Raw genomic sequence first — 15790 nt, 5'->3', positions numbered from 1 at the left:
ATGACCCAACGTCACCACGCCCGCGCCAGGCGCTGGTCCTGCACCAGCCTGGGCACGCTGCTGATACTGACCTTGTCTCTGGCCGCCAAGGCCGACACGCCAACACTTTCGCAACTGTGGCTCGAGCAGCCGGCCCAGCCCGAGGCGTCTGCCCTTGCCTACTACCTGCTTCACGTCGACCGCGAAGCACAGCGACATCAGGGCCTGCGGCTTGGGGAAGAACTGATCACGTTGGCCGACTGGCATGCCCTGGCAGGCCATGCGCAACTCGCGCAGGGACTGCGCGAATGGCGAGCCCGTATCGAAGAGCTGCAGGCACATCCCAGCCGCACACTCGCTCGAGCCGATCTGGCCGCTCTGCTGGCCTCTCCGCGTCATGATCCCGCGCTGGACTCACTCGCTGCCGCAGGCACCTGCGCCCTGCCCGACTGGGTCGAGTTCTGGCACTTCGGCGGCGTCACTCGCCAACGCTGGCAGCCCGGCATGGACCTGCGCAGGCTGCTGCGCGAGCGCCCCCGGCGCCACTGGTCCGCGGCAGACGAAGCGTGGGTAATCCCACCTCAAGGGGCGCCTCGCCGGGTTGGCGTGGCGGCTTGGAATGCCGGCAACCTGCCCTTGGCGGCCGGTAGCCGAGTGGTGCTGATATTCCGCGACCCCGTCCAGGAGGCCGCCTGGGTCAATCGCGCCCTGCCCGACTACCTGGCCACGCGACTGCCCAGCGACGCCTGCCGCTCTCTCACGCTGCCAGCGGCTGAGCAAACCACATCTGAGCAAACCACAGTGGGAGGCGCTACCCAATGAAGCGCCCCACTGCGCATCCGCTGCGTCTTACCTCTCTTGCTCTGGCCATCATGGCGACGACGATGTCCGCCGCCGCCGACTCGACCCAGCCACGCCTGGGCACGGGTCAAGGCGATTTCGGCGGCGTGGGGATCATGCAGACCCCGACGGCCCGCATGGCACCCTTGGGCGGCTTTGCCTTCTCGATGTCGCGTACCGCACCTTATCGCCGTTACAACCTGTTCTTCCAGCCCACCGAGTGGCTCGAAGCGGGGTTTCGCTACGTCGAAGTCGAGAATCGCCGCTATCTGGCCGCCCGCGGCGACCGCAACAACCTGGACAAAGGCGTCGACGTCAAGCTGCGTCTGCGCGAAGAGGATCGTTACTGGCCGCAGATTGCAGTCGGCGCTCGCGATATCGGCGGCACCGGCCTGTTTGCAGGCGAATACCTCGTCGCCAGCAAGCGCTGGCACGATTTCGACTTCACGCTGGGCATCGGCTGGGGCTACCTCGGCAACCAGGAGGATTTCACCAATCCCCTGAGCCGTCTCGACGATCGCTTCGAGCGTCGCTCCGGGTTCACTTCGGGCGGCGACGGTGGCAGCGTGAACCTGGGCAGCCTGTTCAGCGGCCGCAGCGCCCTGTTCGGCGGTATCGAGTATCAAACGCCCTGGCGCCCACTGGTGCTGCAGCTCGAGGTGGACGGCAACGACTATCAGCGCGAACCCCAGCGCAATCATCAGGAGCAGGATTCACGGGTCAATCTGGGCGCCCGTCTGCAACTGAGCGACAACGTCGAGCTCAAGGCCGGCTGGCAGCGTGGTAACACCGCCATGCTCGGCATCAGCGTGAGCACCAATCTTGCCGGGGTTTCCCAGCTCAAGCGCGACCCGCTCCCGGCGGAGATCGGCGAGCCACCCGCAGCCAACACCGGCGATTGGAGCGGGCTCAGCAGTGAGCTGGATGCCAACGCCGGTATCGGCGTCTACCGCATCTACCAGTCCGACAACAGTGTCGTCATCGAGGGCGAACCCACCCGCTACCCTTCGCTCGCGGAAAGCGAGTACCGCGCCGGGCGCCTGTTGCACAACCATCTCGGCGACGACGTGGACATCCTGCGCTTCCGCTGGCACGAGCGCGGCATGCCCCTGCGCGAGAGTGTTCACGACCGTCACGCCCTGGCTACCGCCGCCGTCTCCAGCGCCGAAACCGTCGCCTACCGGCACGGTCTCTATGCCCATGCCGGCCATGCACCGCCCCAGGGTGAGCTGCTGCATGAAACTACCTCGCAGGGCTTCTCCTACAGCCTCGCACCGCAGCTCGAACAGAATTTCGGCGGCCCGGACGGCTACCTGTACCGCCTCTCGGCCAACTTCGACAGCGAATATCGGCTGGGGCGCAACGACTGGCTGTCGGCCACGCTGACCTACACGCTGGACGACAATCTCGACAGGTACCACTACATCGGCCCCTCGGACCTGCCGCGTGTCAGGACCCATATCGGCGACTATCTGGCCGAGACCGATATCGGCATCTCCAACCTGCAGTACACCCGTACCGCCCAGCTCGGCAACGACTGGTACGCCATGGGCTATGGCGGTCTGCTCGAAACCATGTTCGCCGGTGCGGGGGGGGAGTTGCTCTACCGTCCGTTCAACTCCGACGTAGCCCTGGGCCTGGACGTGAACTGGGTGAAACAGCGTGAGTTCGACCAGCGTTTCGGCATGCGCGACTACAGCACCTGGACCGGCCACGTCACGGGATACTGGCAGACGGATTTCGAAGACGTGCTGGCCAAGGTCAGCGTCGGGCGCTACCTGGCAGGCGATCTCGGCGTCACCTTCGACGTCTCCCGGGAGTTCGAATCCGGTATTCGCCTGGGCAGCTGGGCCACCTTCACCGATGCCGGCAGCGACTTCGGCGAAGGCAGCTTCGACAAGGGGATCTATCTCTCGATGCCGCTGGACGCCTTCTTCGTGCGCTCCACCCGTCAGCGGGCCCAGGTCGCCTGGCGGCCGCTCACGCGGGATGGCGGCGCCCAGTTGGCGCGGCGTCAGACGCTCTTCGACCTGACCGAGGAGCGCAGCATGGGACGCTACTGGGAGGAGCATGCCGAGCTGCTGCGCTGAGTTCAGACGACAGCGGCTTCACCCTATCCGCGCCCGGGCCTCGAACGATCTTCGAATCTTCGAGACCTGGGCTTCGAGACCTGGACCCAGAAACGGCAAGGCCACCGCATCCGCTGCGGTGGCCTTGGTGAAGATAACGGTATAAATGTGGATGAGTGCGTTAGCCGCGGTGATAGCCCGGCGCCACGAAGGGCATCTTGCTCACCACCATCGGCAAGCGCTTGCCACGCACCTCGGCATGTACGGTGGTACCGATCTCGGCATACTCGATGTCGACGTACCCCATGGCCACCGGGCTGCCCACGCTGGGGCCGAAGCCTCCCGAGGTCACCCTGCCGATATGACGGCCGTCCTCGCCGTAAAGCTCGGCTCCCTCACGGACCGGAGCGCGCCCTTCGCCCAGCAGCCCGACACGCTTGCGGCGATGATCCTTGGCATCAACCTGGTGCAGGATCACATCCGCCCCCGGGAATCCGGCGGACCTTTCCCCCCCATGACGACGCGGCTTGCCGATGGCCCAGATGAGCCCCGCTTCCACGGGCGTGGTCTCGGTGTCGATGTCATGGCCATAGAGACACAGTCCAGCCTCGAGACGCAGCGAATCGCGTGCTCCCAGGCCGATCGCCTCGACCTCATCCTCGGCCAGCAACCTGCGAGCCAGGGCCTCCGCCTCCTCGGCGGGAATCGAAATCTCGAAGCCATCCTCACCGGTGTAACCGCTGCGGCTGATCCACACTGGCACGCCCATCATCTCGAAACGGCCGTGCTGCATGAACACCAGCTCACAGGCCTGCGGGCAGTGACGCCGCATGACGTCCGCCGCCTTGGGCCCCTGCAGGGCCAACAATGCGCGATCGAGTACCTCGACGCGGTGCTCGTCGTCGAGCCCCATGTCGAGCAGCGCAATGTCCTGATCCTTGCACGCGGCATTGACCACCAGGTAGAGGTGGTCGCCCGGATTGGCCACCATCAGATCATCCAGGATTCCGCCCGCCTGAGCGGTGAAAAGCGCATAGCGCTGCATGCCCTGGGGCAGCCCGACGATATCGGCACAGACCAGCGTTTCCAGGGCCTCGGCTGGGCTGGGACCATGCAGAAGAAGCTGTCCCATATGGGAGACATCGAACAGCCCGCAGGCATTGCGAGTGTGCTCATGCTCCTTCTTCACACCGAGCGGAAACTGCACCGGCATCTCGTAGCCGGCAAAGGGCACCATCTTGCCGCCCAGTTCGAGATGCAGGTCGTACAACGGTGTGCGCTTGAGATCGCTCATGAGGTTTCCTCGTGACATTGGGATGACAGGGCTGGCCAGGCGGAATGAGGCGCCAGGCAGCGCCTCGTCGACCGCAGGTCCATCACGCCTTGTCGTGATCGAGATCCTCGCCCGGCAACACCTCCTTGCCGTCGAAGTAATCGCGGGTGACCTTGAACACCACCGGTGACAACAAGGCCAGAGCGATCAGGTTGGGAATGGCCATCAGGGCGTTGAAGGTGTCCGCCATGAGCCAGATGAAGCCGAGCTGTGCCATGGCCCCCAGCGGGATGGCCAGCACGAACAGCACGCGATAGAGCATGATCGAGCGGGTGCCGAACAGGAACTGGAAGCACTTCTCACCGTAGAACGACCAGCCCAGAATCGTGGTGAAGGCGAACACCGCCAGCGCCAGCGAGACGATCTGATTGCCCCAGCCGGGCAGTGCCGCATCGAAGGAGAGCGCCGTCAGCGAAGCCCCCGCTTCACCCTCGATCCACACCGTGGAGGTCAGGATCACCAGCGCGGTGATGGTACAGACGATGATGGTATCGATGAATGTGCCGAGCATGGCAATCATGCCCTGCCGAACCGGGTTGCGGGTCTTGGCCGCCGCGTGGGCGATCGGCGCGCTGCCCAGGCCCGCCTCGTTGGAAAAGATACCGCGCGCCACCCCGAAGCGAATGGCGGCCATCACCGCCGCCCCGGCGAAACCACCCACCGCCGCATGCGGGTTGAAGGCGTAATAAAAGATCATGCTGAAGGCTTCGCCCAGTTGGCCGGCATTGACCACCAGCACCACCAGACCGGCCGCGACATAGGCGATACCCATGAACGGCACCAGCTTGCCGGCCACCTTGGCGATACGCTTGATGCCACCGAGGATCACGGCACCCGCCAGCACCATGATGACCACGCCAGTCAGCCAGTGCGGAATACCGAAGGTGGAGTCGAGAGCGTCTGCAACCGAGTTGGACTGTACGGTGTTGCCGATACCGAAGGCCGCCACTGCGCCGAAGAAGGCGAAGGCGCCACCCAGCCACAGCCACTTCTTGCCCAGGCCGTTCTTGATGTAAAACATCGGCCCGCCGACGTGGTAGCCGGTGCTATCGGTCTCACGATAGCGCACGGCAAGCACGGCTTCGGCAAACTTGGTCGCCATGCCTACCAGCGCCGTGATCCACATCCAGAACACCGCGCCTGGGCCGCCAAGAGCAATGGCCGTCGCCACACCGGCAATGTTACCGGTGCCGATGGTGGCGGAGAGTGCCGTCATCAGCGCGTTGAAGGGCGAGATCTCCCCCTCTGCTTCCGCCTTTTTGACCTCACCCGGTGCCGGCTTGGCCTCTCGTCCCTGCCACATCAGCTTGAAGCCGGTGCCCAACTTGCGGATGGGCATCAGTTTCAATCCGAGCTGCAGGTAGAGGCCCACCCCCAGCAGCAGTATCAGCATCAACGGTCCCCAGACCACGCCGTTGATGGCCTCGAATATGGCTGTCAATGTTTCCACGAACGCTTCCCTCTGTTGTATGGAGTGTTATAAGGCATCCCACCGTCTTCAGGGCGTTTCCCCGAAGGATCCTGTAGTGAGACGGCGTACCATAGCGGAAATCGCCAGGAATACACCAGCTCGCCGAAATGGCTGCTGCAGCCTGGCCGTTAACGCTTGCTGGATACTAGATTAACGCTTGTTTCGTATCGGAAACAACGATAGGACACGATCCGCCACTACGGTGTACCTCACTGCCATTGCCGCCACTCGACAAGCGCCAGCTATAGCGTAGTGAGCCACGCCGCCGCTGTCGAACGGCGGCACGGCCTGGCTGCATGCCCGTATCGTCACGGCGGGACTGGACGTTCACGGCTGCAGGCGCCACGCTAACCATGCACGATGCCCTGACAGCGGCGTCGAGCGGCATCTTGAGACTCGCAAAATGCCGACAATGGCGTTAGCATTCACCCAGCCAGAAAACCTTTTTCTTATAGGAAAATCATCATGAGCTCTATTCCTGCCAACCTGCGCTACAACGACAGCCACGAATGGGTGCTGGACAATGGCGACGGCACCGTCACCATCGGCATCACCGATCACGCTCAGGAAGCCTTGGGCGACGTGGTGTTCGTGGAACTGCCCGAGGTTGGGCGCACTCTGGAAAAGGGTGAAGAGTTCGGCGTGATCGAATCGGTCAAGGCCGCTTCCGATCTCTATGCCCCGCTCGCCGGTGAGGTCGTCGCAGTCAACGAGGCTCTCGAAGATGCTCCCGAGACCGTCAACGAAGCCCCCTATGAAGGTGGCTGGATCATGAAGGTTCGCGTCGAGGATGCGGCAGCCGTGGAAGCCCTGCTCGACGCCGAGGGCTACCAGGCCGTGGTCGACAGCGAAGCCTGATAGCAACGCACCGATGCCTCCCGGCCCTGCGGCCGGGTTTTCCAGCGCCTGCACTTCCATTTCAACGCACGGGTTTTTCCATGGTTTATGACAACCGCCGCCTGGCCGATCTGGCCGATCATGACGCCTTCATCCGCCGCCACAATGGCCCCGGAGCCGAAGATGTTGCCGCCATGCTGGCGGCGCTCGACATGGAGAGCCTCGAAACGCTGATCGAGCGCACGGTGCCGGCAGACATTCGCCTTGGTCGCGAGCTGGACCTCGACCCGCCGCGCAGCGAAGCCGAGGCGCTGGACTACCTCAAGCGCCTGGCGCGGCAGAACAAGGTGTTCAAGACCTACATCGGCCAGGGCTATTACAACACCCACGTGCCGGCCGTGATTCAGCGCAACGTGCTGGAGAACCCGGGCTGGTACACCGCCTACACTCCCTATCAGCCCGAGATCGCCCAGGGCCGCCTGGAAGGCCTGCTCAACTTCCAGCAGATGGTGATGGACCTCACCGGCATGGAGCTGGCCAACGCCTCGCTGCTCGACGAGGCCACCGCCGCCGCGGAAGCCATGGCACTGTGTCAGCGGGCCAACAAGAAGTCGAAGAGCAACGCCTTCTTCGTCGCCGACGACGTGCTGCCGCAAACTCTCGACGTGGTGCGCACTCGCGCCTACTACTTCGGCTTCGAACTGATCGTTGGCCCGGCCGAGAGCCTGGCCGAGCACGACGTGTTCGGTGCCCTGCTGCAGTACCCGGGCGAAAGCGGGCGCGTACACGATCTCACCCCGCTGCTGGCCACCGCCCGCGAGCGGAACGTGATGACCTGCGTGGCGGCCGACATCATGAGTCTGGTGATGCTCAAGGAGCCGGGGGCGCTCGGCGCCGACATCGTGGTGGGCAACACCCAGCGCTTCGGCGTTCCCATGGGCTACGGCGGCCCGCATGCCGCCTACTTCGCCACCACCGACTCGCTCAAGCGCTCCATTCCCGGGCGCATCATCGGCGTGTCCCGCGATGCCCGCGGCAACACCGCCCTGCGCATGGCGATGCAGACCCGCGAACAGCACATTCGCCGCGAGAAGGCCACCTCCAACATCTGTACCGCCCAGGCCCTGCTGGCCAACATCGCCGGGTTCTATGCCGTCTACCATGGCGCCGAGGGCCTCACCACCATCGCCACCCGTATCCATCGCCTGACCACCATTCTAGCCGTGGGGCTGAAGGAGAAAGGCGTGCGCCTGGCGCATGACACCTGGTTCGACACCCTGCGCCTGACCGGGGTCGATGCTGGCAAGATCCACGGTCGCGCCATGACCCACGAGATCAACCTGCGCTATTTCGAAGGCGGCGACATCAGCGTCAGCCTCGACGAGACCACCACCGCTCACGATCTCGACGTGCTGTTCGACGTGCTGCTCGGCGAGGAACACGGCCTGTCGATCACGGCGCTGGACGAGCGCATCGCCGCCGAAGGCATCAGCGGCATTCCCGCCGCCAGCCGTCGCGAGTCCGACTTCCTGACGCATCCCAACTTCAAGCGCTTCCGCAGCGAGACCGAGATGCTGCGCTACCTCAAGCGCCTGGAGAACAAGGACCTCTCGCTCACTCACGCCATGATCCCGCTGGGCTCATGCACCATGAAGCTCAACGCCACCAGCGAGATGATTCCGATCACCTGGCCCGAGTTCGGCCAGCTGCACCCCTTCGTGCCCCAGGAGCAGGCCGTCGGCTACAAGCAGATGATCGACGAGCTGGCGGCCTTCCTGGTCGAGATCACCGGCTACGACCACATCTCGATGCAGCCCAATTCCGGCGCCCAGGGCGAATACGCCGGCCTGGTGGCCATTCGCCGCTATCAGGCGGCCCAGGGCGAAGGCCACCGCGACGTCTGCCTGATTCCCAGCTCCGCCCACGGTACCAACCCCGCCTCCGCCGCCATGGCGCAGATGAAGGTGGTGGTGGTGGAGTGCGACAGCAACGGCAACATCGACCTCGACGACCTGCGCGCCAAGGCCGAGAAGCACAGCGAAGCGCTGTCGGCGATCATGCTCACCTACCCCTCGACTCACGGCGTGTTCGAGGAGGGCATTCGCGAAGCGTGCGCCATCGTTCACCGCCATGGCGGCCAGGTCTACATCGACGGCGCCAACATGAACGCTCAGGTCGGCCTCTCCCGCCCCGGCGACTTCGGCGGCGACGTCAGCCACCTCAACCTGCACAAGACCTTCTGCATTCCCCACGGTGGCGGCGGCCCCGGCATGGGCCCGATCGGGGTCAAGGCGCACCTGGCGCCCTACGTCTCCAACCATGTGGTCACGCCCATTGCTGGCGTGAACGAGAACTGCGGCGCCGTCTCCGCCGCGGCCTTCGGCAGCGCCTCGATCCTGCCGATCTCCTGGGCCTACATCAAGATGATGGGCGCGCGCGGCCTGCGCCAGGCGACCGAGCTGGCCATCCTCAACGCCAACTACATCGCCCGGCGCCTCGAGGCGCACTATCCGGTGCTCTATCGCGGCGTCAACGGCACCGTGGCCCACGAGTGCATCATCGACATCCGCCCGCTCAAGAGCGCCTCGGGCATCAGTGAGGAAGACATCGCCAAACGCCTGATGGACTACGGCTTCCATGCGCCGACCATGTCCTTCCCGGTCCCCGGCACGCTGATGGTGGAGCCCACCGAGTCGGAGTCGCGCTACGAGATCGACCGCTTCTGCGACGCCATGATCGCCATTCGCGAGGAGATCGCCCGGGTCGAGCGCGGCGAGTGGCCGGCCGACGACAACCCGCTGGTGAATGCGCCGCACACCATGGCCGACCTCATGGACCCGGCCTGGGCACGCGCCTACTCCCGCGAAGTCGCCGCCTTCCCCTCGGAAGCGGTCAAGTCGGCCAAGTACTGGCCGGCGGTCAACCGCGTCGACAACGTCTTCGGCGACCGGCAGTTGATCTGCTCCTGCCCCAGCATCGACGAGTACCGCGACTGACGCGTCGCTGACTGAAGCAGCAAAGCGAAACGGCCCGCCGAGCGATCGGCGGGCCGTTTGCTGTCAGCGTTTCGCTGCACCCTCACCTACCCACCCACTCCTTCGTCAACGTGCGCGCTTCGGGGTCGTAGCGGTAAACGGTGATACCACCCCCGAAGGCGTGCCCGGTAACCAGCAGGTTAGCCTCAGGCGCCGAATCGATGCTCAGGTTACGGGAGTAGTCGAACACTGATGGCTGCGGGCTATCGCCCAGATAGAAGTACTTCTGCGGCCAGGGATTTCCTGCTTCAAACAACGCCGCATAATGGCTATAGGTTCCCAGTCTGAGGAATTCATCACTGCCGTTGACAAAGGCGAGAGCGATGGTTACAGCGGACGCTCCCTCTGGCGCCTCGATAAGCTGACTCTTATCCCAAAGGCCATCGTAACTGTTAGGATCCTCCCCCAAATACAAACCAACAAAGTAGTTAGCCATATCATACTTTTCATCTGGACTGTCAGTCTTCCAGAAAAAACCGAGATTATTCTCATCACCGCTGACGACCCACTGACCATCCGGGCTGATGGTGGCATAGGTCTTGGATGAGTTACCGGGCAGCTTCGCCACGGGCGCCAGGGTATCGAGACTCCATAGCGTGACACCGCCATAGCTTGAAGAGAAACGGAACTCCTCCTCTTCCCGCACAGGTGGAGAGTCCTCCAGTTCACCGCCAGGGCTGCCCGAGCCGCCGGAGACGAAATAACGACCTCCGATAGAGAGATTCAGCACCTGCCCCGTCCCGGTGAAACTGGGGCTGCGACTGTCGCGCAACACGGGGCGCAGGGCCGCGCCATGGCCGTGATAGATGTTCCAGGTTCGATTGGCGGAGAGGTAGTGCTCCCGGTCGTGGGACATTACATGCCCATAGGTAGGAAAGTGCTCGAATGCTTCGATCACCTCGCCATCGACGCGCTGCACATGCACTACGTCATCGAGATCCTGCCACAGGAAGGCGTCGCTATTCTCGATAAAGTAGGCGCTATAAAGATTGGCCGTTTTGGATAACACCTCGCGCTTTCGCTGTTCCAGATCCCATAGCACCATCCGGGCGTCTTCATGCACGCTGATCACGTAGCGACCATCTGACGAAACACTCAGGGAGGTCACGGGCTCCAGTCGAGCGCTGGCAAGGAACCCGTATGCCGCCAGGCCAACGAATAGCGCCCCACCCACGATAAGCGCGACCAACTTTTTCTTAGTCATAACGGCCAAAGCGGGAAGTCTCCTTGATATGGTCGTAGATGCCTTCCTTGTAGCTTCGTTCAAACACTTCCTCGCTGGGAATTCTCATTCCCGAGTGGTCGAATAGCCAAAGTGTCTGATCGACAAAGTCGAATTCTTTTGTGCGCAGCCGAGCCTGAAAATAGGGTATGTCTTTCACGGCCCCAAACCCAATATGCCCCAGCGCTGCCCGCGGCGTCTTTCCTGCCCGCCAGCTTCTCGCTACCAGCGCCTGGAGGGCGTCGACATACCGAGCCGCTCGCGCCTCCGTGATCACCGCGTGATGCGCCAACGGCGCCAGCAAATGGTAGGTGGGCAACGTGTCGCCGCTGGCCAGGGCATCGCGCGCCTCCTGCATGGCCTGCTCCTTGAACGCCTGCCAGCCCCGGGCGGCTCGCTCTATGCCATAGGGGTCCGGCCCCACGGGTGGCTGGCTAGGAGTCGGTGGGCTTACGGTATGGGCCGGCGCCTTGTCGGCATAGTACTGGGAGATGGGCGTCGACAGGCCGCTGGGGAACACCCACCATTTCTTGCCGTAGGCGCCGCCTGCCGTGCCGATCACCTCATCCAGCCGATCGTCGGCGCCGAACGTCTCACCTAGCCAGTACAGGGGGGGGCTGATTATTATAGCAACCTGCTGCCAGAAGGCGCGCGTCCTGCTCGGCGGCGGACCGAGAATGCCATCTTCCTGCGAGTGCAGCACCACCACGTTGCGCACTGCCTTGTGAGCATCGGGGAAGATGCCCATGCCCAGCGGATGACTGTCCTGGGTGGGATCGTTCACCAGCGCGTTGTCCGCCACGGCAGGCTGCCATAGGTATAGATTGTCCAGCACCTGATACTGGCTTCGTTCGCCAAGAATATTCAGCGCGGTAAGGATGACCCGCGCGCCCAGCGAATGGCAGATGACATTAATGGCGATACCGGCTTCGTGGAGCTGGCTCAGCAGCGCCACCAGGCGGCGCCCTGCGGCCATGGCGTTGAGTTCCGCCTGGAAGAAGTCCACCGCCCCGGTATTGCCGGACCAGGCCACGCCGACGATGCGGGTATACGGGCGCCAGTCGTCGTCCTGCATACCGGCAGCGCTATTGAGCCGATACTCCATGTGCAGGCACCAGCTGTGTGCTGCCGAGCCGTTGAGCAAAGCTTCCAGTTGGTCGGAGCTCGCAGGGTTAGTCGGTGGGTAGTGGTTTCCCCACGATCTCGGGGGAATGTGGATCGACAGACCCTCCGTATCCTGCCGAATGGTCGCGGTGCTTGCGCTTCCCGCAGGCACCAGTATGGGGCGCTCGCTAACGTCATCGCGCTGCTCCCAATTGGCGAAGTGATGATAGCCGCCAAAGGGTACGTTGTAGCCATGCAGGAACAGGGTGGCGTTGTTGCCGGCCAGGCGTAGCTGCTCCAACTCCTCGTCGCTGAGCAGGTCCGGCGCTGACGCATCCGCATCCTCACGCAGATTGATGACGATGGGTGGCGGCAGATAGGTCGCCCGCAGCGTGGTTTCGTCCGCGACGACATCGCATTCGGGCGGGGCTGCTGCCGCCAGCCTGGGATCCATCGGTACATCGTCGACCGCCACGAGGTGTTGGCCATGCAGGCCGAGCACTTGCCATGCCGCCTTGCCTGGCATGACGCCCTCATGGCGGCTGACACCATACTCGTCGATGCGAGCCGGGTACCTACGGCGGGCAATATCGCACAGCTCCACTTCCGTGCCGGCCGGAAGAAGTCGCCCCAGGGTGTCACGATGTTCGATGATGACCGTTGCACTCACACAGCAGTGGGCAGGCATGCTGCTGCCCGATGCAGAAGCCCGGCTGGGCTGAAGCGTAGGTGGCGCCAAGGTATCACTCATGAGATCGCCTCATCCGGTTCATGGGCTGTCGTCGCCAAGACACGCAGCTGCGCGAGTCGCTGTTGCCATGGATAGGTATGATGCCCCAAGCGCTCCATCTGCCGCGCCGGCAGCGGCGTCCGGCGACCCGCTTCGGCAAGCACGCGGCATCCTTCCCACTGGGCATGTTCGGTTGGCAGTGCCAGGACTTTCATTTGCTCCAGCCAGGTCAAGACGCATGCTTCGGGCACCCCATACTCCTCGGCTAGCCGACTGCTGAAGACCCCTTCCCGCCAGGCCTCAAGGGCACGCTGATGCGCCGTGGTCAGCACGAACTCTTCATTCGAAAACGAGAGCTGGCTGTTGGGCGACTCCAGGCGCCAGGCCTTCCCGGCAGCAAGGCCATACATGAAATGGACTGGCCCCAGCAGCCGGGCGATCTCGTGTGGGCTCAACGCTGTCTCGAGACCCGCATACAACCTCGGGTCGGCATAGCGGAACAGCGCCGGCGGCCCCTCCTGACGACGCACCTGGGTCAAGCTACGCCAATGCTCGATCAGCGTGGAAAAAGAGTGGTACGAGTGAATCTCGATGGCCACGCCCTGCTCGACCCAGCGCTCCAGGGCCGCCCCGGCACGCGGCGTAGAGGGCATTACCAGCAGCGGACCCTGCGCCGCATGTTGACGATACGGTGTTTGCAGGTACAGCAACTGATACGTCGGCGAATCATCCGCCTCGAACATTCGCTGCTGCGCCTGGGGGTAGAGTGCCTGGTCGGTCAGGTAGAACACCTGTGCTCGGGAAACGGGCCTCAGCGACATGGGCAGGCCTCTCCCAGCGCACAGTCAGCCACATTCGCGGTAGCACCCGCGGTCAGCTTCTGGCATATCTCGATTACCGCCGCCCCCTGCAAGGCGGCAGTGAGCAGTTGCTCGTGCAGAATGGGATCGACCGGCTCGTGAATCTCCGCCGTTGCTCCACCCGGCAACAGCGCCACCGCAGCCCCCTGCCCGCTCCCCGAGCCGGGGCTGCCACCGGAGTTGATCTTGACCTGGGCGCCGACGATGGTGATGCCGCTGGGATCGAGCTTGAGGAAGCTGCCACCGGCCTTGAGGGTGATCTCGGCGCCGGCGTCGATCACGGTCTTGCTGCCGGCCTTGTGGTGGATCTCCTGGCCGGCTTCGACGAGCTGGGCACGGGCGGTCTTTTCGTGGCGCGTGGTGCCTACGATGAGGTGGTCGTCGCCGTCGACCTTGAGGTGGCGCTGGCCGCGCACGGTGAGGTGGTCGTCGGCGTGGATCTCGCTGATGCGGTTGCGGTGCACGGTGAGGTGGCTGTCGTTACCGATCTCTTCGGTGCGGTCGTTGTGGGTCAGCAGCTCCAGGTCTTTCTGGGCGTGAAGCCAGATCTGCTCCTGGCCGGCTTCGTCATCGAAGCGCAGTTCGTTGAAGCCTTCGCCTTGGTGACTCTGGGTGCGGATTACGGTGCGGGTCTTGTGCGCCGGCAGTTCGTAGGGCGGTGTGCTGACGGCGTTGTAGATTCGTCCGGTGATCAGCGGTTGATCGGGATCGCCCTCCAGGTAGCTGACGATCACTTCATGGCCAATCCTCGGAATCGCCATGCTGCCGTAGCCGCCACCGGCCCAGTCCTGGCTGACACGAATCCAAGCACTCGCCGTTTCATTCGGCTCGGCATAACGATCCCAGGGGAACTGCACCTTGACCCGGCCGTGCTCGTCGCAATAGATCTCTTCGCCTTCGGGGCCGACGACGAAGGCGATCTGGGGGCCGTCGACTCGGGGCCGGGGGTTGGGCTCGGGACGCCAGGCCTGGTCGGCGGGCATGAGCACCAGTTCGTTGTGGTACTTGGTCATGGCTTCCGAGCCTGCCCGACCCTGCAGGCCATCACTTCGGTCGGCTTGCTCGCTACCCTGAACGAAGCCGTCCTCTTCCAGTGCCTGGGGCTGCTTGCCGTGGTGAATGACGCCGAGCACCTGCCAGTCGCGGTTGAGGTCATCCAGATCGTGGTCGGTAAGGGTGAAACGGGTACCCGGGGCGAGTTCGGGCAGGTCGCTCTCGGCGTCGGCGGTGTTGGCGCCGCGGCGCAGCGCTTCGAGGCGAATGCGGGTGAAGGCCTGGCCGGAGGCGTCGGCCTTGTAGCGCCCGGGGTAGTCGTAGTGTTCGTAGTCGCTTCGCTGGCCGTGAGCTTCTAGATCGCGTGCGGCGTGATCATGCAGTTGTCCGTAAGCAGGCTTCTTGAACGAGTAGTCCTTGAGCGTGGCCGAGGCCGGGGCGACCCGGGCATGCTGCTGCAGCTTGCGCACGTGACGCGCCGGCGGCGTGCCCCCGGCGCGGCCGTGGTAGGTGCGCTCGCCCAGGTGGCTCAGCACCTGGGGCGCATCGGCGAACACCAGGCGGTGGGCGGCGCGAGCATCCTCGTCGCTGCCGACTTCGAAGAACTCGTGGAAGTAGAACAGCCCTTCTTCGGCGGCCAGGCGCTCGACGAAGGCGAGATCGTCTTCCCGGTACTGAGTAAGGTACTCCCGAGACTCAGGCTCGCGGGTGGCGGCGAAGACGAGATCGGTCAGGCCGTGCTCGTCGCACAGGGTGTTGAGCACGGTGAGCGGCGAGGCTTCCTGGAAGATGCGCGAGTTCTGACGCAGGCCAAGGCGCCACAGCGCGGGCCGGATCTCGACCCGGTAGAAGGTGTGGCGGTGGCCGCGGTCGCCACGGGCGAACTCGCTGACGATGCCGTTCACCTGGCGCAGCATCTCGTCGTCCTGCCAGATGGTCAGGGTGGCCTCGCGGTCGAGAATGTCGCGAGCAGAGAGACTGCCGTTACGGCTGGCGAAGCGCACCGTGAGCTCGAAGGGGGCGGAGAGCCGTTCCCGGTGGGTGAACTCGATGACCGCCAGGCCCTCGGTGTCGGGCGAGCTGGCATCGGCTAGCTGCAACGTGAAATGCAGACCGGTGGCCTTGGCCATGTCGCCTCCCTGCGGCTGAAGTCGTTATCGTTTAATTAGTAAAATAAGGTCCTCGCGCGAAGAGCTTACCAGCACTGAGAGGGGGTATCTGTGGCGCTTCACTGATAAAAGTGTAGGAGATCGCCTACAAAGCCAGCCTGGGCCACTCTACCTAGCCCCAGCACCTCTCCATAGGCCAAAAAGGGAA

General features: G+C 63.9%; 10 protein-coding genes. 4 read left to right on the top strand and 6 right to left on the bottom strand.

Features of this window, described 5'->3' with window-relative positions:
- Nucleotides 1–801, top strand: a complete 801-nt coding sequence (locus HOP58_RS16180; RefSeq protein ID WP_234260885.1) for a capsule biosynthesis GfcC family protein — start codon at nucleotides 1–3, stop codon at nucleotides 799–801.
- Nucleotides 798–2909, top strand: coding sequence for a YjbH domain-containing protein (locus HOP58_RS16175; RefSeq protein WP_234260884.1), 2112 nt, complete (start codon nucleotides 798–800; stop codon nucleotides 2907–2909). The genes HOP58_RS16180 and HOP58_RS16175 overlap by 4 nt, the downstream gene beginning before the upstream one ends.
- A gap of 160 nt (nucleotides 2910–3069) precedes the next feature.
- Here HOP58_RS16175 and gcvT read toward each other — a convergent pair whose 3' ends face one another.
- Together gcvT and HOP58_RS16165 are read right to left on the bottom strand one after the other, a co-directional pair.
- A complete protein-coding gene (gene gcvT / locus HOP58_RS16170; RefSeq protein WP_234260883.1) occupies nucleotides 3070–4182 on the bottom strand; it encodes a glycine cleavage system aminomethyltransferase GcvT in 1113 nt (370 codons plus the stop codon).
- A gap of 82 nt (nucleotides 4183–4264) precedes the next feature.
- Nucleotides 4265–5671, bottom strand: coding sequence for a sodium:alanine symporter family protein (locus HOP58_RS16165; protein WP_010628680.1), 1407 nt, complete (start codon nucleotides 5669–5671; stop codon nucleotides 4265–4267).
- A gap of 486 nt (nucleotides 5672–6157) precedes the next feature.
- Here HOP58_RS16165 and gcvH point away from each other — a divergent pair, with 486 nt between their 5' ends.
- Nucleotides 6158–6550: a glycine cleavage system protein GcvH gene (gene gcvH, locus HOP58_RS16160; RefSeq protein ID WP_234260882.1), complete on the top strand. Its 393-nt coding sequence runs from the start codon at nucleotides 6158–6160 to the stop codon at nucleotides 6548–6550.
- A gap of 80 nt (nucleotides 6551–6630) precedes the next feature.
- On the top strand, nucleotides 6631–9525 hold the full coding sequence (gene gcvP, locus HOP58_RS16155) for an aminomethyl-transferring glycine dehydrogenase (RefSeq protein WP_234260881.1): 2895 nt from the start codon (nucleotides 6631–6633) through the stop codon (nucleotides 9523–9525).
- 82 nt (nucleotides 9526–9607) lie between these two features.
- On the opposite strand, the gene HOP58_RS16150 is transcribed toward gcvP, so the two are convergent.
- From HOP58_RS16150 to tssI, 4 genes are read right to left on the bottom strand one after another with little or no spacing between them, the layout of a single operon-like run.
- Nucleotides 9608–10768, bottom strand: a complete 1161-nt coding sequence (locus HOP58_RS16150) for a WD40 repeat domain-containing protein (protein WP_234260927.1) — start codon at nucleotides 10766–10768, stop codon at nucleotides 9608–9610.
- Nucleotides 10761–12578, bottom strand: coding sequence for a hypothetical protein (locus HOP58_RS16145; protein ID WP_234260880.1), 1818 nt, complete (start codon nucleotides 12576–12578; stop codon nucleotides 10761–10763). Before HOP58_RS16145 ends, HOP58_RS16150 begins: the two co-directional genes overlap by 8 nt.
- Nucleotides 12579–12637: 59 nt before the next feature.
- On the bottom strand, nucleotides 12638–13441 hold the full coding sequence (locus HOP58_RS16140; protein ID WP_234260879.1) for a DUF4123 domain-containing protein: 804 nt from the start codon (nucleotides 13439–13441) through the stop codon (nucleotides 12638–12640).
- Nucleotides 13432–15603, bottom strand: coding sequence for a type VI secretion system tip protein TssI/VgrG (gene tssI, locus HOP58_RS16135; protein WP_234260878.1), 2172 nt, complete (start codon nucleotides 15601–15603; stop codon nucleotides 13432–13434). The genes HOP58_RS16140 and tssI overlap by 10 nt, the downstream gene beginning before the upstream one ends.
- Nucleotides 15604–15790: the final 187 nt, after the last annotated feature.

The sequence above is a fragment of the Halomonas sp. MCCC 1A11062 genome (assembly GCF_021404355.1).
In the GTDB taxonomy this organism is placed as follows: domain Bacteria; phylum Pseudomonadota; class Gammaproteobacteria; order Pseudomonadales; family Halomonadaceae; genus Halomonas; species Halomonas aerodenitrificans.
The sequence above is the reverse complement of the archived record's forward strand: the minus strand, read 5'-3'. Positions and strand labels throughout refer to the sequence as shown.

Bases quoted from the DNA above. Each gene is read 5' to 3' on its own strand.
- HOP58_RS16180 (WP_234260885.1), top strand. From the start codon at position 1: ATGACCCAACGTCACCACGCCCGCGCCAGGCGCTGGTCCTGCACCAGC.
- HOP58_RS16175 (WP_234260884.1), top strand. From the start codon at position 798: ATGAAGCGCCCCACTGCGCATCCGCTGCGTCTTACCTCTCTTGCTCTG.
- gcvT (WP_234260883.1), bottom strand. From the start codon at position 4,182: ATGAGCGATCTCAAGCGCACACCGTTGTACGACCTGCATCTCGAACTG.
- gcvH (WP_234260882.1), top strand. From the start codon at position 6,158: ATGAGCTCTATTCCTGCCAACCTGCGCTACAACGACAGCCACGAATGG.
- gcvP (WP_234260881.1), top strand. From the start codon at position 6,631: ATGGTTTATGACAACCGCCGCCTGGCCGATCTGGCCGATCATGACGCC.
- HOP58_RS16150 (WP_234260927.1), bottom strand. From the start codon at position 10,768: ATGACTAAGAAAAAGTTGGTCGCGCTTATCGTGGGTGGGGCGCTATTC.
- HOP58_RS16145 (WP_234260880.1), bottom strand. From the start codon at position 12,578: ATGCCTGCCCACTGCTGTGTGAGTGCAACGGTCATCATCGAACATCGT.
- HOP58_RS16140 (WP_234260879.1), bottom strand. From the start codon at position 13,441: ATGTCGCTGAGGCCCGTTTCCCGAGCACAGGTGTTCTACCTGACCGAC.
- tssI (WP_234260878.1), bottom strand. From the start codon at position 15,603: ATGGCCAAGGCCACCGGTCTGCATTTCACGTTGCAGCTAGCCGATGCC.